This is a genomic window from Aeromonas popoffii, from assembly GCF_037818705.1.
GTDB lineage: Bacteria > Pseudomonadota > Gammaproteobacteria > Enterobacterales > Aeromonadaceae > Aeromonas > Aeromonas popoffii.
The window spans coordinates 963396-981731 of the sequence record NZ_CP149129.1; the positions used below are offsets into that span (position 1 = coordinate 963396).

16 protein-coding genes are annotated in these 18336 nt (G+C 60.8%); 7 read left to right on the forward strand and 9 right to left on the reverse strand.

The genetic code is table 11. From position 1 onward, the window contains the following. Window positions 1-29: 29 nt before the first annotated feature. Together WJM78_RS04650 and WJM78_RS04655 are read right to left on the reverse strand one after the other, a co-directional pair. A complete protein-coding gene (locus WJM78_RS04650) occupies window positions 30-1166 on the reverse strand; it encodes a patatin-like phospholipase family protein (RefSeq protein WP_339014070.1) in 1137 nt (378 codons plus the stop codon). A gap of 210 nt (window positions 1167-1376) precedes the next feature. After that, window positions 1377-2021: a response regulator gene (locus WJM78_RS04655; RefSeq protein WP_108535952.1), complete on the reverse strand. Its 645-nt coding sequence runs from the start codon at window positions 2019-2021 to the stop codon at window positions 1377-1379. A gap of 158 nt (window positions 2022-2179) precedes the next feature. Between WJM78_RS04655 and WJM78_RS04660 the strand changes: the two genes are divergently transcribed. Next, window positions 2180-2806 carry a glutathione S-transferase gene (locus tag WJM78_RS04660; protein ID WP_287145985.1) on the forward strand — a complete coding sequence of 209 codons (627 nt, stop codon included), beginning with the start codon at window positions 2180-2182 and terminating at the stop codon, window positions 2804-2806. Between the two features lie 75 nt (window positions 2807-2881). Here WJM78_RS04660 and WJM78_RS04665 read toward each other — a convergent pair whose 3' ends face one another. From WJM78_RS04665 to WJM78_RS04685, 5 genes are all read right to left on the reverse strand, one after another. Then, window positions 2882-4918 carry an alpha-amylase gene (locus WJM78_RS04665; protein ID WP_339014075.1) on the reverse strand — a complete coding sequence of 679 codons (2037 nt, stop codon included), beginning with the start codon at window positions 4916-4918 and terminating at the stop codon, window positions 2882-2884. Between the two features lie 209 nt (window positions 4919-5127). Continuing rightward, window positions 5128-6288, reverse strand: a complete 1161-nt coding sequence (locus tag WJM78_RS04670) for a hypothetical protein (RefSeq protein ID WP_339014078.1) — start codon at window positions 6286-6288, stop codon at window positions 5128-5130. Further along, a complete protein-coding gene (locus WJM78_RS04675; RefSeq protein ID WP_042038192.1) occupies window positions 6288-6659 on the reverse strand; it encodes a GtrA family protein in 372 nt (123 codons plus the stop codon). The genes WJM78_RS04670 and WJM78_RS04675 overlap by 1 nt, the downstream gene beginning before the upstream one ends. Next, entirely contained in the window at window positions 6656-7720 is a 1065-nt protein-coding gene (locus tag WJM78_RS04680) for a glycosyltransferase family 2 protein (protein WP_042038193.1), read from the reverse strand. Before WJM78_RS04680 ends, WJM78_RS04675 begins: the two co-directional genes overlap by 4 nt. Window positions 7721-7776: 56 nt before the next feature. Continuing rightward, complete coding sequence (locus WJM78_RS04685) at window positions 7777-8322, reverse strand: hypothetical protein (protein WP_042038194.1); 546 nt, start codon at window positions 8320-8322, stop codon at window positions 7777-7779. Window positions 8323-8649: 327 nt separating this feature from the next. Here WJM78_RS04685 and WJM78_RS04690 point away from each other — a divergent pair, with 327 nt between their 5' ends. From WJM78_RS04690 to WJM78_RS04705, 4 genes are all read left to right on the forward strand, one after another. Further along, on the forward strand, window positions 8650-9423 hold the full coding sequence (locus WJM78_RS04690) for a substrate-binding periplasmic protein (RefSeq protein ID WP_339014083.1): 774 nt from the start codon (window positions 8650-8652) through the stop codon (window positions 9421-9423). Between the two features lie 81 nt (window positions 9424-9504). Next, the gene (locus tag WJM78_RS04695; RefSeq protein ID WP_339014086.1) at window positions 9505-10989 is read left to right on the forward strand and encodes a L,D-transpeptidase family protein; all 1485 of its coding nucleotides are present in this window, start codon (window positions 9505-9507) and stop codon (window positions 10987-10989) included. A 150-nt stretch (window positions 10990-11139) separates the two neighbouring features. Continuing rightward, complete coding sequence (locus tag WJM78_RS04700; RefSeq protein ID WP_042038198.1) at window positions 11140-11685, forward strand: DUF882 domain-containing protein; 546 nt, start codon at window positions 11140-11142, stop codon at window positions 11683-11685. 93 nt (window positions 11686-11778) lie between these two features. Then, a complete protein-coding gene (locus tag WJM78_RS04705) occupies window positions 11779-12030 on the forward strand; it encodes a hypothetical protein (RefSeq protein ID WP_042038200.1) in 252 nt (83 codons plus the stop codon). Between the two features lie 91 nt (window positions 12031-12121). Here the strand turns inward: WJM78_RS04705 and WJM78_RS04710 are convergent, their stop codons facing one another. Next, window positions 12122-12736, reverse strand: coding sequence for a trimeric intracellular cation channel family protein (locus WJM78_RS04710; RefSeq protein WP_042038201.1), 615 nt, complete (start codon window positions 12734-12736; stop codon window positions 12122-12124). A gap of 142 nt (window positions 12737-12878) precedes the next feature. Beyond that, entirely contained in the window at window positions 12879-13643 is a 765-nt protein-coding gene (gene cysZ / locus WJM78_RS04715; RefSeq protein WP_042038203.1) for a sulfate transporter CysZ, read from the reverse strand. Between the two features lie 109 nt (window positions 13644-13752). Here cysZ and WJM78_RS04720 point away from each other — a divergent pair, with 109 nt between their 5' ends. Both WJM78_RS04720 and zipA read left to right on the forward strand, forming a co-directional pair. Continuing rightward, window positions 13753-17127, forward strand: a complete 3375-nt coding sequence (locus WJM78_RS04720; protein WP_339014092.1) for an AAA family ATPase — start codon at window positions 13753-13755, stop codon at window positions 17125-17127. A 15-nt stretch (window positions 17128-17142) separates the two neighbouring features. Beyond that, on the forward strand, window positions 17143-18267 hold the full coding sequence (gene zipA, locus WJM78_RS04725) for a cell division protein ZipA (protein WP_275931112.1): 1125 nt from the start codon (window positions 17143-17145) through the stop codon (window positions 18265-18267). Window positions 18268-18336 lie beyond the last annotated feature (69 nt).

An 18336-nucleotide genomic window follows, 5' to 3' on the forward strand; every position in this document is an offset into this window, starting at 1 on the left:
CCCCCCGGACCGGCTGCGGTTCATGTCACTTAGCGCGCCATCTGCTCGATACCCAGAAACTGTTCGACCCGCTGGCGCTCGTTGAGGGTGTCCCGGTAGCCCAGCTTGATCAATTGCTGGCAGTAGCCGGGGTAGAACATCAGGAAACTGGCCAGGCTACTGCTCTCATCCCCCTTGACCCCCAGCACCCGCAGCAGGCGGCGCAGCTGTACCGGCATCTTGCGCAAATAGTTCAACGCTATGATGTCTAGATCTTCGCTCGGCTTCAGTACACAGGTCTCCACTCGCTTCAATTTCAAACGGTTACGCTCCCGCTCCGGGATGAAATCCAGGGTCTGGTTGATGCTCCACAGCCGCTCAAGATCCGAGTTGAGGGTGTCGGTGAAGACAGTATCGAGCAGGTGGCCGGCGATGTTGGAGCTGGTCAGGTGATCGTGATGAAAGGTCGGTGCCGAGTGGGCCGGCGGATCCAGGGTGACCAGCAGGATCCGCTCTGCCCCCAGGTGGATGGCGGGGCTGAGCGGACTGAGCTGGTGGATGGATCCATCGCCATAGAATCTGTCGCCTATATGGGTTGCGGGAAAGACAAATGGCAGCGCTGAGGAGGCCATCAGGTGATCCGAGGTGAGCAGGGTACGTACCCCGCGCCGTCTGGCTCGCTCCCACGGCAGGTGTTCGGCCCGTCCCTGAAAGAAGGTGGTGGAGAGGCCGTCATCGTAATCGGACGCCGTGATGGCGAGCGCCTCCAGGCTGCCGTAAAGAATGTTGTCATCGATGCGGTGGTAGTCGATGAGCTGATCCAGCAGGCGGCGCAGCGGCGCGTTGTCGAACAGGTGAAAGGCGTGGTTGGTGTGGGGATTGATGAGGCCTGCCGAGCCCTCGTACATCAACCGCCACAGCAATCTGCCGGGGTGAAAGTCGAAGATGTGATGAGTCTCGAAGCGGCGCCAGACCCACTCCAGCTTGCGCACCCCCAGATGAAAGCAGGAGGCATAGCAGGCCAGTGCGGTGGCATTGATGGCGCCGGCTGAGGTACCGCACAGTATGGGGAAGGGAATGCCGATATTGCGCGGATAGAACTCGGCGATGGCCTTGAGGGCACCGACCTGATAGGCGGCGCGAGCACCGCCACCGGTCAACAGAAGAGCTGTGTTGGGTCTGGCCATGATACTGCGCCTTATGTTTGCAACTGGGGGGGCTGCCACCGAGCAATGTAACTATAAGGCACTGTATCGAATATAAAAATAGGGTTGTCCCCCCTTTTTTTCAGGCTGGTTTTGCTCCCTCGTCAGGGCGCCCTCACTGGTGTGAATGGCCTCGCAGGCGCCGTCTCGTCATGCTGATTACGCTTGGGGGGAGCAACAGCTTGCTGCCGCTCAGTCGTCCTTGATATCGAGCTGCTGCAGGGCGATAACTGCCTGAGTGCGGTTCTTGACTCCGAGTTTTCTGAAGATGGCGGTGATATGGGCCTTGATGGTGGCCTCGGAAACGTTGAGCTCCCAGGCGATCTGCTTGTTGAGGCTGCCATCGCGCAGCATCACCAGCACCTTGTATTGCTGGGGGGTGAGGCTGGCGAGCTTGCTGGCGAAATCGGGGCCATCTTCGGACTCGGGATGCAGCGAGATGCCGGCCGGCACCCAGTTATCCCCTCCGATCACCGTATTGAGGGCGCTGACCAGCTCCTTCATGGGCACGGATTTGGGGATGAAACCCAGCGCCCCGAGCCGCAACACCTGCTGGATGATGGCGGGATCCTCCGAGGCGGAGACCACGACGATGGGCAGATCCGGGTGCTGGCCGCGCAGGTGAGCGAGGCCGGAGAAGCCGTTGGCGCCCGGCATTTTGAGATCGAGCAGCAACAGGTCCACCTCCGGGTGTTCCCCCAGCAGACTGGTCAGACTGTCGATGGAGTCCGCCTCCAGCAGTTGGACGTCGTTGATGGCCATGTGCACCGCTTGATAGAGGGCGCCCCGAAACAGGGGGTGGTCATCTGCGATGACGATGGTAAATTGGCTATCCATTGCTCACATTGTTGCTAACTGATTGTTTTGGAAAATTAAACTAGCATCGCGCCTCTAGGGGGTCAAACCCGCAGGCATGCAAATGTGAAGCGAGCGTCGGATGTCGTGCCATTAGGGTCGATAGGATAGTCATGCGAAACCCATGCGGGAGGCAAGAGATGGGATCTTTGGTATTGACGGTGGGCACAGGCTCCACCTGGGCAATGCGTGCTGCGCTGGTGCTCGCCATGAGCGGGTTGGCGTGGCAGGAGCAGGTGTTTGATCTGGAAGATGCCAAGGCGTTGCAGCGGCTCAAGCGCGTGGGGCCAGCCGGCCTGGTGCCCTGGCTGGATCACGATGGTGTGCGGATACACGACTCACTGGCCATCGCCGAATATCTCCACGAGCTCTGTCCAGATCGCCGGCTCTATCCCGCGTCCCTGGCCGAACGGGCGCTGGCCCGCAGCCTGTGCGCCGAACTGCACTCGGGTTTTGGCCAGATCCGCAGCCAGCTGCCCTTCTTCCTGGGGGCGCCGACCCGCAGCGAGCCACCGGTAGAGGCCATCGGCGAGCTGGCTCGTTTGCAGACCGTCTGGTCCCAGGCGAGGGAGCCCTTCTACTTTGGCGAGGCGGGTATTATCGACGCCTTCTATGCCGTGATGGCCCATCGGCTGGCCAGCTACGGCATCGTGCTGCCCGGTCAGGCGGGGGCGTATCAGCAGGCGCTGCTGGCTTGGCCTCTGTGGCAGGAGACCCTGCTCAAGGCGCGGTTGCAGTGGCCGGTGGCGGCGCGCCAGTCCCAGTAAACTGTTGCGGGCGGAATAACGAGAGAGGGGAGCCAGTGGCTCCCCTCTCTGTTGGTGGTGAAGGTGGCTTAAGGGTTACTTCTGCCGACCGGCAAAGACGACGACGACCTTGTCATCCCCCAGCTCCCGCACGAAGGCGTAGGGGGCATCCGAGAGTTTCTGGTGACTGCCTGCCGCTACCGCCGGATGGGCGGCGCGGAACTGGCCGAGTCGCTGCCAGTGCTGGACCAGTTCGGCCTTGTCGCCGTGCCCTAGCTCCTGCCAGTTCATGTCCGAGCGCACGCTCTGGTCAAAGACGCCGCCATCCTTGGCCAGGCCACGGCCCGACTCGTCGCCGTAGTAGAGCTGGATGCCGCCCGGCAGCAGCATGAAGCTGTTGGCCACCCGCCGCTGCAGCGGTATGTCCTGATAGTCACCGAAGAAGAGCTTGGTATCGTGGGAGCTGATGTAGCTCAGCACGTTGAACTCGGGATCCTGATTGATACGGCTGGCGTAGCTGGCATAGGTGGGATCGCTGCCCGCCATGCACTGGGCCTGGGGCAGGGCAAACTCACGCTGATAGTCGAAGTTGATCAGCGAATCGAAGCCGTTCTGGTACCAGAAGTCCTTGGCGACCCCGTGATCCCACACCTCGCCCACCATGTAGAAGGGAAGGTCATCCAGCGCCTTGTCCGGGTTGGTGGCCTTCCACTCCTTGAGTGCCGCCGTGCCTGCCTGTTTGAGCCTGGCCCATACCTCTGGTTCCAAGTGCTTGACGGTATCGGCCCGAAAGCCGTCGATGCCGAATCGGCGCACCCAGTCGGTGTGCCAGGCGATCAGGTAGTCGCTCACCGTAGCGTCGGGCAGCGCCTTGGCCTTGGTATCTTTTTTCGCGGCCAGCAACGGCGGCAGCCCCACCGGTTTGGTTGATTCGGTCAGAAAGTCCGGCAGCCCCGCCACCGAACCGGTCACATCGTCGGTGCCCGGTTGTGGGTAACCGGGCAGACCGGCCCGCACCCAGCCAGGCCCCCACCACTGGTTCCAGACGGTCGGCAGTTTGCCGCTGTTTTGGGTCAGCTCGGTGAGCCCCAGATCCTGCAGATCGGCCAGGGTGGCGTAACCGGCGTGGTTCATCACCACGTCCAGAATGATCCGCATGCCGCGCTTGTGGGCTTCGTCCACCAGGGTTTTCAGGCTCTCTTCATCACCATAGTTGGGATCGATTTTGGTGAAGTCCAGTGCCCAGTAGCCGTGGTAGGCGTAGAAGGGGAAGTTGCCCTGCTCACCACCGCCGATGAAGCCGTGTACCTGCTCCACCATGGGGGTGATCCAGATGGCATTCATGCCGAGGGACTTGATGTAGTCGAGCTTCTCGGTCAACCCCTTGAAGTCGCCGCCATGCCAGGTAGCCACCTCGTCCTGACCATCCTTCTGGCGCCCGAAGCTGTGGTCGTTGGCGGGATCGCCGTTGTGGAAACGGTCGGTCAGCAGGAAATAGACGCTGGCCTGATCCCAGCTGAAGGGGGCCGCTTTGGCTACCTTGACCGGTTCGAGCAGCAGCAGGCCGCCGCTCTCTTTGGCTGGGGTCAGGGTCAGCTTGCCCTGTTTGACCACAGCCTCCTGTTTCGAGTAGGCATCTCGCAACCGGGTGCCGTCGGGCCAGATCCCTTGCAGCGATACCGTAACCGGGCCGCCATCCCACTGGATGCAGGGCTCCTCGGGCGGCTGGCGCTTGAACTCACTCTTTTTGGTGGCACGCAGCACCTGGAGGCTGGGGGTATCCGGGTTGAAGGTGAACTGATAGTCCCCTGCCAGCATCACCCGCAGGGTAAAGCTCTGATCCTTGGTGCAGTTGTCCATGGGTTGCGCCGTGCCGAAGGGGAGCGGCTTGCTCTCGCTCGGGCCAAAGCTGGTGCCGCAACTGTTGCCTGCATCGCTGATGCGGATCTGGTGGCTCCCCTTGGCAAGGGGATGGGTCAGCGCTACCGGGCCCTTGTCCAGGCGCAGCGGCGTGGCGACTGCTTTGCCGTCCACATAGAGATGCACCTCGGGGGCAGCCAGCACCTGGCCGGTCAACAGGGGGCCGCCCAGCAGGGCGAGCCAGAGGGGAGAGAAGCGGGGATCGCGACGCATAAGCCATTCCTTGAGCAAGGGGTAACCGGACCAGATTTCGTCAATGGGGCTCATTCTAGGGGTATGGTGGTGGGCATGGACAGGCAAAGCGCTGATTTGTGACCTCAGTTCAAATGGTTACGTTTTCAGAAATGGGAAAGTGTGACACCGGAACGCCGTCCATAAAAAAAGCCGGTCAGTCGACCGGCTTGTTGGTGCAGGTTATCACCTCAGACGGTGAAGAACTTGAAGTTGACGAAGGCCACCGCGATGAAGGAGGCGACCATGCCGCTGATGCAAAGCACGGCCGGGCGAATGGCAGGCCAGCGATGGGTCAGCAGGACAATGGCCAGGATGGTCGGATAGAGGCCGAACATGTAGCGCGGCATGGCGTTGAGGCCTGTCATCAGCGGTATGGTGCAGCAGATGAACATCAAGGTCGCTTCGGCCCAGCGCTTCTGGCTGAACAGATAGAGGTTCAAGGCCCAGCCGAACATCACCATGATGGAGAGGTAGGACTTGCGACCACCCAGCTCGAAGCCGCTCAGCCACCAGTCGAGGGGGCTGTCCATATAACGGCCCCAGGCCACCTGGATATGCTTGAAGGCCAGCGCATCGCCGGTGAGATGATAGAGGTAGACCATGTAGGCAAACAGGCCGAGCGGGATCATCCAGAGTGCGAACACCACCCGGAAGGCCCGCTCGGTGAAGCGGAAGAACTCGCGCCAGCCATAGGCCTGCAGGGCCAGGATCAGCACGGGGAACACCATCATGACCCCCAGGTTGCGGGTGCTTGAGATGAACACGCCGAGCAGGGCCACCATCAGCCACTGTTCCCGATAGGCGAACAGGAACATCCCCAGCATCAGCGCCATGAACATCGACTCGGTATAACCGGAGACGAAATAGGCGGAGAAGGGAGAGAAGGCGAGCAGCCAGACGCCGAAGCGGGCAGTCTCGTCACCGAGCTTGAGTTGACGCAGCACCAGCAGCATCAGCGGCAGGCTGGCGAAGAAGGCGATGTTGGTCACCACCATCAGGCCGATCAGACTCTCGACGTTGAGCAGGTTGGAGAGCATACCCGACAGGATCGGATAGAGCGGCATGAAGGCCCAGTTGGCTGCGTTGCCCTTGCTGAGCCAGCGCGGGTAGAGATCATAGCCGTTCTCTATGATGCGCTGGAACCAGACACAGTCGAACTGGCAATAGGCTTGCAGCGGACCGATTTCAGGGGAGCCATAGAGCTGGACACCGAAATAGCCTATACCGTACAGCGCCACACGGCTCAGTACGAAGGCGGCGATGATCATCAGCCAGTCGCGGCCGCTGATGCGCAGCGACGGGCGATAGGGGCCAACGTTGTCAGGGGTCATAGTTGTCATGTCATTCATCAGGCAAATACCCAGATCCTGGAGAGGAGGTAGGTGAGCACGGTGACTGTCAGGGTGGCGATCACCACAGGCAGCAGACCGGAAAGACCTGCAAACAGCAGACCGCTCAATATCAGGTTTCTCACCGCCAGCGAGAAGAGTGCGACCAGCAAGAATTTGCCGATGGCGCCCTGTTTCTGGAAGGTGATGTAACGATGGCCAAAGAATGAGAACCAGAAGGCAATCATGAAGGCGATGGTCGTGACCCAGTGCTCAGAGATGGTGGGCCAGGTGTGGAACAGCGCGATAGAGGTGCCAAGGTCGACGAGGGTTGCCCCCCCGCCGACCAGACCGAACCGAAACAGGCGCCAGAATTCCTCGCGGGAGATCATTGAGGCGCTTGCTCCTGCTGGTCGTCAGTGACTTTTACTGTGGCCGCTTTCTTGCCGGTGCCCTTCTTGCTGCCAGTCGCCGCGCCGTCCTGTGTTTGCGCTTCATCCTGTTTGGCATACTGGCCGTACACCCCTTCAATCAGGTAGACGGGGCGCTGCTTCACTTCCACAAACATGCGACCTATGTACTCGCCTATGATGCCAAGCGACAGCAGCTGGATGCCGCCGAGAAAGAGCACCACTGACATCAGGGAGGCGTAGCCCGGCACGTCTATGCCGAAGAAGACCACCTGGGTCACGATCTTGAGGATGTAGAGGAAGGCGACGAAGGAGACGCCGACCCCGACGTAGCTCCACACCCGCAGCGGCCAGCTGGAGAAGCTCATCAGGCCATCGAGGGCGAAGTTCCACAGCTTCCAGTAGTTGAACTTGGTTTCACCGGCGTGACGGGCTGGGCGCTCGTAAGGCACGCCGACGGCGCGAAAACCGGCCCAGGCAAACAGCCCCTTCATGAAGCGGTTGCGCTCGGGCAGTTGCTTGATCGCCTCGACCACGCGGCGGTCGATCAGGCGGAAGTCACCGGCGTTTTCCGGCAGCTTGGTGCTGGTGGAGAGGGCGTTGAAGAAACGGTAGAAGCCGCCGGCGGTGAGGCGCTTCATCGCGGTATCTGCGCTGCGATCCACCCGGATGCCATAGACGGTGTCATAGTCACCTGTCTGCCACAGCTTGACGAATTCGAGGATCAGGGCCGGGGGATCCTGCAGATCCACGTCCATCGGCACGATGGCATCGCCCTTGGCATGATGCAGGCCGGCGGTCATGGCCGCTTCCTTGCCGAAGTTGCGCGCCAGGTTGACCAGGGTTACCCGGGGATCGCGGGTAATGGCCTGCTCAATCACTTCACGGGTGCGGTCACGGCTGCCGTCATTGACGAACACTATCTCCAGTCGATCCTTGAGGGGTGCCAGTTCGTTATCTATCGCGTTGATGAAGGCATCTATGCTCTCTTCCTCGTTGTATACGGGAACGATCAGAGAGAGTCGAAAATCGGAATGCGACATGAAAACTTCCTTATTTGGAAAATTATTTTATAAAACAGCGTATTGGATAATACGTCTTACTGGGCGACAGTCAGTCGTACCGACTGGACATTGAGAGGTGTCGGTGCGGACAGTGCCAGGAAGTTGGGACGCTTGGGATCTGATGTCAGCGACTCGCCAGGCAGATTGAGCCGGATCTCGTTGATACCGGCCTTGGCCAGCTTGATGGTGGTGGTGAAGTCATGGCCCAGGGCCACCTTGAGCAGCGCGCCGGCTTGCGGGCTGTTGACCCGGGCCTGAATGGTCAGCTGTTCGGGCTGTGCCTGTTGTCTGGGCAGCACGAAGTAGAGGCCACCCTGGCCACTGAGTTCGGTGCCGTCTGCGCTCGGCTTCTTGGCCCAGCCTTCGCTGGAGAGGAAGCGGCTCGGCTTGGTCAGATTGAGCTCGTTGCCGGGCTGGTAGGTCATGCTGGAGTTGTGTTCCCAGAAGCGGGTTTTGCCTTCCAGGTAATAGAGTTTGTAGGCCAGGCTCACATTGGGGTGAGCAGCCAGATAGAGGGTGTAAAGGTAGAAGCCACTCAGGGCCATGATGGCAGTCAGAAAACCGAACTTTTTGTACGTCATATCACTCTCTACGCCTCACGATTGGTAGGCTGATTTCGCGCATATGCTAATCCAATTGCAAAAAAAGCATAGTGGATCACAAAAATATATTTGGTCACATATTAACCCCTTTCCAGCCCGTGTTCCAAATGTTACTGCTTTGCCTTTTTTATCGCCTGATCCGGCCTTATGCCGCGCGGGGACTGGGCTCATTTTCTGGCTGAGTCCCTGCTGCCGCAGCGGGTCAGTTCAGACACTGTGCTGGCCGTTGTGATCGCTGTGGCGGGATCTGTCGCCATTTTACCAAGGCCGATTTATGATGGAGTATCGCCAAGTCAAGGATGACCCATGAGGCTGAAACTCTTCTGCTGGACGCTCTGGTTATTGACCCCGCTGGTGTCGGCAAACAGCCTGTGTCCCTCTCCATTGCGGGTCGGTTATGACAACTGGCCACCCTATCACTATTACGCCAAGGCGGTGGCGACCGCGCCTAAGGTGCTGCAGGGGTTTGCGGTCGAGGCGCTCAACGCCATACTCCAGCGTCTGGACTGCCAGGCGACCTATGTCGAGCTGCCCTGGAAGCGGGTGTTGCACGGTTTGGAACAGGGCTCGATCGATATTGCCATGGAGGCCTATTTCAACGACGAGCGTGGCCGCTATGCCTGGTTCTCTGATGCCTATAACCCGGGGCGAAGCGTGCTCTGGATCCGCAAATCATCCGCCTATTCCGAATCCGATCTGGCGACCTGGCTGGCCAATGGCCATACCCTGGGGGTCACCAAGGACTACTACTATGGAACTGAAACCGCCGAGCTGGTGCGCCGTTATGCGGCCCAGGTCAGTGCGGTCAACGATCGGCAAAACTATGGCAAGCTGGTGCGCGGCCGAATCGACGGTTTTCTCGGGGATATTCTGGCGACCCCCTGGGGTCTGAAAGAAGAGGGATTGGTCGATCTGATCGTGCCTCACGCCATGCCCGTATATGAGGCACCGACCTTTTTCATGTTCAGCAAGAAGCGGTTGTCGCCCGCATTTGTCAAGGCGTTCAATCGGGAGTTGACTGAATTTAGAGCAACCAATGAGTATGACGTTATCTGGCGGCGCTACGCGCCCGCCAGCTAGTAAAGTCGTTGGCATTCACGCATCATGAGCGCCTTGACCACCGGGTCTGACAGGCTGAAGTGAACCGATCTTGAGGTAAGCATGGGGAAGAAGTATTGGCTGGCATTGGCAAACCTGATCTGGCTGGGCTGTTGGCCTGCGGCCATGGCGCAGGCCAGCGAGGGTCAGGTGGTGGTGACCAATGCTGCGGTGCAGCACGACTGGTACCAGAACAGCACGGCGGGGCAGGCTCGCCACGAGTTGGAGCTGCAGTTGCAGGAGGCCGTACTGGCCCATCTGCACCCGGATTTCTTCAGCCTCTGGAAGAGGCTGCAGGCCAAGCCCGCCGATCAGCGCGGCGCCATTTATGACGAGGTGTTTGGCAAGCTGGCTCGTTTCCAGCAGGCCTGGCGAGCCATGGATCTGGTCTCCCGCGAGCAGATGCAGACCCTCAAGCTCAATCTGAACAAGCCGCTGGCCCACGAGCCTGCCGGTGACAATCTGCTGGAGCAGGTCAAGCAGCTCAGACCCCAGGTTGCCGAGTACGACAGGGTGCGCGAGGAAGTACGCAAGCTGCTGGCCATGCCCATGGCCAAACGCTGGCCGACCCTGACCATGCCGACCCTGCGGGCGGGTGAAACCTCAGCCGAACTGGGACAGATCCGCAGCATACTCAACGAGTTGGGTGATGTGGCTCCCCTCCATGACGACGCTACCTATGACGCCGACACCCAGCAGGCCATCAAGCAGTTCCAGCGCCGCCATGGTCTGACCGCCGACGGCATCATAGGTCGTCAGACCCGCGGCTGGCTCAATACCGGGCCCGAGGTCCGTGCCAGCCTCCTGCTGCGCAACCTGTGGCGCCGCGATCTGGTGGATCAGCTCTCCGGTGCCCGCTACGTGCTGGTCAACATTCCCGACTATCGACTGAGCGTGGTGGAGTCCGGCAACGAGGTGTTTACCAGCCGGGTCATCGTCGGCAAAGAGCAGCGGGCGACGCCCATTCTGGCCAGCGAGATCCGCTCGATCGTGCTCAACCCGGCCTGGCATGTGCCACGCTCCATCCTGAGCAAGGACATTCTGCCCAAGCTGAGTCGGGATCCCGCTTACCTCAACCGCGAGCAGTTTGAGGTGATCAACGGCGAAGGCAATCCGGTGCAGTTTACCGAGGAAGCGTGGCAGCATGCGCTGGCGACAGGTTTCCCCTATCGCCTGCGGCAAAAGCCGGGGGATCACAATGCGCTGGGTCGCTACAAGTTCTACCTGCCCAACAACGATGCCATCTACCTGCACTCCACGCCGCGCAAGGCCCTGTTTGAGCAGGGGGCGCGCGCCTTCAGCTCGGGTTGCATCCGGGTGGAGCATGCGGACGATTTGGCTGAGCTGTTGCTGGCGGACTCTCGCTACCAGCCGGACAAGGTGGCCAGCATATTGAAAGAGACCCAGACCAGGTGGCTGCCGCTGACCACCCCGATCCCGGTATTTACTGTCTATTGGAGCAGCTGGATCGACGAAGAGGGTCGTCAGCAACTGCGCAACGATATCTATGGATTTGATCGAGTCAGCTTCCAACGTCGCTTGCTGTGATCCTTGCCACAGAGTGAAAACCCCGGCCCGTGCCGGGCTTTTCTATTGGGCCCCTGCGGTTTGACATGATGGGGCCCGGAAGGTAGTTTCGGGCCCCTGTATCAAATTCATTCACCTGTTTTACTTCAATCTGCGATGGACGGACAACGGATGCTTGAACAAGAGATAAGCCGGCGTCGCCTGCTGTTGGGGGCCGGTTGCCTGCTGGGGGGAGCCCTGCTTTCATCCCCGGCCATGGCGAGTCGCAGTACGGCGGGACGTGAACTCAGTTTCTTCAATCTCAATACCGGTGAGCGGGTGAGCGCCAGCTATTGGGAGGATGGCCGTTACCTGAAAGACGGGCTGGCCGAGCTCAACCATATTTTTCGCGACTACCGTCGCAACGAAGTGTTCAACATCGACCGGAAGCTGTTCGATCAGCTCTATCTGCTGCAGCACAAGCTGGGCCGCCACGGCGAGATCCAGCTCATCTCCGGTTATCGCTCCCCTGTGACCAACCGTCAGAAGCGCAGCAGGAGCCGCGGTGTGGCCAAGCACAGCTATCACACCCTGGGGCAGGCGGTGGATGTGCGGATCCCGGGCGTGCAGCTGGCACACCTGCGCAAGGCGGCGCTCAATCTCAAAGTGGGCGGGGTTGGCTACTACCCGAGCGACAACTTCGTGCACCTCGATACCGGGCCTGTTCGCAGCTGGTAGCCGTGGGCGGCCTCAATCCGGTGGGCTGTAGCGCGGCTGGCAAACAGGGTGGCCGAGCTGGTAGGCTATGGGCATCACTCAGAGGAAATTCATATGAAGCATGTTTTGCTCGGGGGCCTGATCGCCCTGTTGCTGACCGGTTGCAGCAAGCTCAATCGCGAGAACTACGACAAGTTGCAGATGGGGATCAGCTATACGCAGGCTAGCAGCATCCTCGGCAAGGCGGAGCGCTGCGACGATACCCTGGGCACCACCAGTTGCATCTGGGGCAACGAGGGCAAGAATATCAAGATCCGTTTTATCGCCGACAAGGCGACCTACTTCAGTTCGGAAGGGATCAACTGAGGCAAACGCCCGGTTCTCAATACAAAAAAGCGCCAGTCAGGCGCTTTTTTGTTGTTGGCGATCCGTACCGCCTCGCCAGAACCTGGCGCGCTCAGTGCGTCGCGTACTGGTAATGGAAGGTGGGTAGCCCCCACTTGAAACGCACCGCCAGCAAGCGCAGCACGAAGCCGATGCCGATGGCACCGAAGGCGGCCCAGTCGTTGGGCAGGCCTTGATCCAGCGCCAGGCAGTAGAGGGCAGCCGTCACCAGCGAGATGGCGGCGTAGAGCTCGCGGCGAAACACCAGCGGAATGCGCTGGCAGAGCAGATCTCGCAATACGCCACCAAAGGCCCCCGTCACCACCGCCATGATGCAGGCGATACCGGCCCCATGCCCCATCTCAAGCGCCCGGGCTGCCCCGAAGATGGAGAAGACCACCAGCCCCAGCGCATCGAGCGCCATGAACAGCTTGCCGAGGTAGCGCATCAGTGGCGCCGAGATGACCGCCGCCATGGCAGCGCCGGCTACCAGTAGCACATATTCCGGATGCTCGATCCAGAGCAGGGGATAGTGGCCAAGCAGCACATCGCGAATGGTGCCACCACCGATGGCCGTGGCCGAGGCGATGATCACCACGCCAAACAGGTCCATCCGTCGCCGACCCGCTGCCAGCGCGCCAGTCATCCCTTCGGCCACCAGGCCCAACAAGAAGAGTGCATGTAACATGAGATATCCCAGGGTGCGAGAAAGGCCCGCATCCTATCAATTCAGTCTGTATGCGACAAGCAACGAAGGGGATTCATTATTTTTTATAATGCAAAAAGCAAACAGGCACCGCCAGGGTGCCTGTTTGCTACGGGGGAAGGGCTCAGCGGTTGAGCTGTTCGGCGCGGTAGTGATCCACCCAAATGGCGGTGGCGCCACAGATGGCCACCGGCATCACGAACAGGTTCACCACAGGGATGGCGGAGAAGAGGGTGACCAGGGCGCCAAAGCTCAGGCACTGACCGCGGTGCTGCTTGAGGGTATCGCGCATGGTGATAAAGCGGATTTTGTGGTTGTCGAATGGATAGTCGATGTACTGGATCGCCATCATCCAGGCGCTGAACAGGAACCAGAGCACAGGGGCGAGCGTCTGGCCGACCACCGGAATGAGGAACAGGATCAGACAGCCGATGGCCTTGGGCAGGTAATATTTCAACTTGGTCCATTCGCGACCGAAAGTGCGGGGCATATCCTTGACGATATCCAGCATGCCGGTGTCGCTGACCACCTTGCCGGTGAGGATCTGTTCCACCTTCTCTGCCAGCAGGCCGTTGAAGGGGGCTGCTATCCAGTTCGCCACCGAGCTGAACAGGAAGGAGAAGACCACCAGTACGGTCACCAGGGCGATGGGCCAGAGCAGGTAGTCCAGCCAGTCGAGCCAGCTGGGGATCTGCTGGTGCAGCCAGCCGAACAGGCCGTCGAGTTGCAGCAAGAGGGCGTAGAAGGCCCCCGCAAACAGCACGAAGTTGACCAGCAGGGGGATCACCACGAAGGTGCGGATGCCGGGCTGACGGATGAGCGAAAAGCCGCGCAGGAAGTAGTCCGCACCGCTGATTGAGTCTTTGACCATAGGGGGGGATTGGCTCATCTGAGCTCCATCTGTTCATGGGAAAGTGCCAGCATATTACAAACAAGGTTTGGATTTGGTAAAGTCGCCTGCCCGCCTCCTCTTTATTTCGTTACCCACATAGGCTCCCATGCGTCTGAAATTGATCAAACTCGCCGGTTTCAAGTCGTTTGTCGAGCCGACCCGTATCGAGTTCTCGGCCGACATGACCGCCGTGGTGGGACCCAATGGCTGCGGCAAGTCCAACGTGATCGATGCCGTGCGCTGGGTACTGGGGGAGAGCTCGGCCCGCCATCTGCGCGGCGAGAATATGACGGATGTCATCTTCAACGGATCCATCAACCGTAGCCCCCACGGCCGCGCCTCGGTGGAGCTGGTGTTCGACAACCCCCACAACCGGGTACCCGGTGAATTTGGCCGCTTTACCGAAATTTCGGTGCGCCGCGAGGTGCTGCGCGACGGTTCCAACTACTACCAGATCAACGGCCAGAAGTGCCGCCGCAAGGATGTCACCGACCTCTTCCTTGGCACAGGTCTGGGCCCGCGCAGCTACGCCATCATAGAGCAGGGCACCGTCAGCCGGCTGGTGGAGTCGCGCCCTGCCGATCTCAAGCTGTTCATGGAAGAGGCTGCCGGTGTCTCCCGCTACAAGGAGCGGCGCCGCGAAACCGAACAGCGCATCCGTCATACCCTGGAGAACCTGGAGCGGCTCGGCGACATTCGTGGCGAGCTGGGATCGCGCCTCGAGCATTTGAAAGCCCAGGCCGAAACCGCCGAGCGTTACAAGCAGCTCAAGGGCCGCAGTCGCGCCGCCCGGGCCGAGCTCATCGGTTCCGAGCTGTGGGCGCTGGAGAGCCGCCTCGGCGAGGCCAAGGCCGAGCTGGCCCAAGCCGAACAGGCGCTGGCGGCACTGGATGCCAAGCGCACCGCCGACGAGGGGCGCCACGTCACCCTGTCGGTGGCCCGTCAGGAGGCCCAGGCCGAGCAGGCGAGCCGTCAGCAACAGATCTTTCTCGGTGGTCAGGCCATCGCCCGCCTCGAACAACAACAGTTGCACCAGAGCGAACTTGGCCGCGACTGGCAGGCCCGACGTCAGGCGCTTGGCGAGCGTATCGAGGCGATCAAGGCCCAGCTGGCCAGCCAGCATGAGCAGCTGACCGATGGCACCCTCAGAGAGGAGGTTGAATCGGCGCGACTCGAACAGTGTGAGCAGTTGCTCACCGACCAGCAGGGAGTGCGCCAGGTAGCCGGCGAGCAGCTGGAGCAGGCTCGGCAGCGGCAGCAGCAGTGGCAGCAGCAGCTCGGCCAGTTACAGGGGCAGCTCAACCAGACCCGGGCACAGGTGAATGGTCTGCAAGAGCTGCAGGCCAAGACCCGGCTGGCCCGCCTCAAGCTGGAGGATGAACAGGCTGGCCCCCCCGGCGGGGAAGGGGAGAGTCTGCAACCCGCGCTGGATGCCCTGACGGCCGAGCTGGCGCTCTCCCGCGCCCGGCTCGCCGAGCTCGATGAACAGTGGCAGGCCAGTGTGGCCCGCCATGAAGAGCGCAAGTCAGAGCAGGGTCAGCAGGGCGGCCTGCTGCGCGAGCTTGAAGCACGTCTTACCACGCTTGACCAAATTTTGGGGGAGCAGATGGTGGGGGCCACCCTGGCGGATCGGCTGCAGGTGACGCCCGAGTGGGCCCAGGCGCTGGACAAGGTACTGGGGCGCTGGCTCACCGCCCAGCCAGGGGACGATTGCAACCTTGAGCAGAGCGGACTCTGGATTGGCCCGGCCCTGCCCGCGGTTGCCGGTACTTTGGCGGCCCGGCTCGAGGGCGATCACATTCCCGCCTTTCTCAATGCCATTTGGCTGGCGGAAAACCGGGAGGCGGCGCTGGCCCGCCAGCCAGGCCTCTTGGCCGGTGAGTCGGTACTGACCCCGGCGGGAGACTGGTTTGGTTCCAACTGGGCCGATCTGGGTCAGGGTGGGGCGCTCGGTACCCTGGCGCTGCTTGGTGAGCGTGAGCGGTTACACACAGAACTGGCGGCAGGCCGACAGGCACTTGGCCTGTTGAATGAGCAACTGGGCGCGGCCGATGCCGAGCGTGCCCAGCTGCACGGCGCCTTTGAGCTGGCCCAGCGCACGGTGCGCGAGCAGGAGCCGCAGTGGCAGCGACTGCGTGAAGCCTGGAGCCTGCGCGAGGGTCAGCGCCAGGAGCGATTGCAGCGGCTCGGCCAGCTTGGCGAAGAGCTGATCAGGCTGGACAAGGAGCAGGCCGAGGAGGCGCTGCGACTGGCTGCTGCCCTGCAGCAGCTCGAGCTGGATGAAGCGCGGCTTGGCGAACTGCAGGAGCAGGGTGAGCCGCTGGCTCAGGCGCTGCAACATGCCCAGGAGCGGGTCACCAGTGCCGAACGGGCGGTGGAAGAGGCTCGCCTGCGCCGGGAGCAGCAGCAGGCCGGCTGCCAGCGTTTGCAGCTGGAGCTGCAGAATCAGCGCCAGCTCATCACGCTGCGTGAGCAGGAGCTGGCCCGGCTCGGACTGGAATTGGCCGAACTCAAGGCACCGGGAGCCACACAGGGTCAGGATCTGTCGCCCCTGCTGGCCGAGCAGCGCAACCTGGAAGCGCTGCAACTTGCCTGCCATCAACGGTTGGCTGAGTTGGAGCGCCAGCTGACCGAGCTGGAGCAGGCTCGCAGCGCCGATCACAAGCAGCTGGTGACCCTGCAAGAGAAGCTGGCCCAGCTCAGATTGGAGCGCGAACGCAACCTGACCCGCCGTCAGGGGCTGCACGAGCAGTTCGACGAGTTGGGTGTGCGGCTGGTGGACCTCGATCAGGCGGTGTTGATCGCCGCAGATCGCGGCAAATTGCGCCAAGAGATCCAGACGCTGGAAGCGCAAGTGGAGGCGCTCGGTGCCATCAACCTGGCGGCGCTGGCGGAGTATGAAGAGGCAAAAACCCGCTCAAACTACCTGGAAAACCAGTGCCAGGATCTCGAACAGGCGCTGGAAACCTTGAGCCAAGCCATTAAAAGAATTGATAAAGAAACACAAATACGCTTCCGGGACACTTTCGATAAGGTCAACGAAGATTTAAAATCCCTCTTTCCAAAAGTGTTTGGGGGTGGCAGTGCCTGGCTTGAGCTGACCTCGGATGATCTTTTGGAAGCCGGAGTGAGCATCATGGCAAGACCTCCGGGTAAGAAGAATGCTACCATTGCCCTGCTTTCCGGGGGGGAGAAGGCGTTAACCGCACTTGCGCTGGTTTTTGCCATCTTCAGACTCAACCCAGCACCATTTTGTCTGCTGGATGAGGTGGATGCACCGCTCGATGAAGTGAACGTCGGTCGCTTCTGTTCTCTTGTCAAAGAGATGTCGAGCACAGTACAGTTCGTTTACATCAGTCATAATAAGGTCTCCATGGAGATGGCTGAGCAACTGGTTGGCGTCACAATGCAAGAGCCCGGGGTTTCTCGCATTGTGTCGGTCGATATCGGTGAAGCCGTCGCTTTGGCTGAGCAAAACTAGAAAGAGAAGCAGCTAATGCAGGAATTGCGTTACATCTTGGTTGCCCTGGGCGGTATTGCTATTGCGGCATTGCTCATTCACGGGCTGTGGAGCAACAGAAAGAATCGTCAGGCACCGATCAAAGAGAAACCTCTGGGCCGGATGGAATCCAAATCACGAACTCGTGACAATGACGCCTTCGACAGCGATGGCATTGGTCAGGTGCGCGTGGTCAGTGGCAGCCGTCGTGCCGAGCCCAAGCTCCACAGCGACGAGGCTCGTCAGCCGGATGTCAGCCGCCGTACGCCCGTCCCCGCCTTCGATGATGAGGATGATGACGCCGAGCTGCCACCCCCCGTGGTGCGCAAGCCTGTCGCTCGCCCGGTTGCCCCGCCCCCCGTCTACGAAGAGGACGAGGAGGAGCTCGAGGCGCTTCAGGCCGAGACAGTAGAGGCAGCGCCTGCTGCGCCGGTACACAAGCCTGCCCAGGTGATCCGTCGTACCCCGGTACACCGTTCACGCCCCCAGCGTGAGCCGCTGTTGCAGCCGCTGGATGATGAACCCCTGGTCGAACCGGCTTATGCCACAGCCCCGACGTTCGGTGTGCGCGAACCGGTTCAGGCGCCGGCACCTGAATACAAGCAGGCCCGTTATGCAGTCCCCGAGCCTGCCTACGAGGAGCCCGTGTATGAAGAGCCCGTCCGTGAGCCGCAGCTCGATACCCCGCCGGTCGAGAAGATCTGGCAGGATGTCTATGTCATCAACCTAATGGCGCGCCCCGGTCATGACCTGCAAGGGGCCACCCTGCTGGCCTCCCTGATGGCGCTGGGCTTCAAGTTTGGCGAGATGGACATCTTCCATCGCCACGAGGATCTCAACGGCAAGGGGGAAGTGCTCTTCTCCATGATCAACATGGTCAAGCCAGGCACCTTCAATCCCTACCGGATGGAGCAGTTCGACACCCCAGGTGTCTCCCTGTTCATGCAGTTGCCGCTGCGCAGCAATGCCGCCTTTGCCTTCGAGCACATGTTGCAGGCTGCCGATCAGCTGGCCAGCGATCTGGATGCCATGCTGACTGACATGGATCGCAGCCCGCTGAGTGACGAGACCATAGCCCGTTACCGGCACGAACTGGCTGCCTACGAGGCCAGTCGCGACTGATACGCCATGCGGGTCGAATGAATAAGAAAGTGCGGTACCCAGGTGCCGCATTTTTGTTTGTGCGGTTAA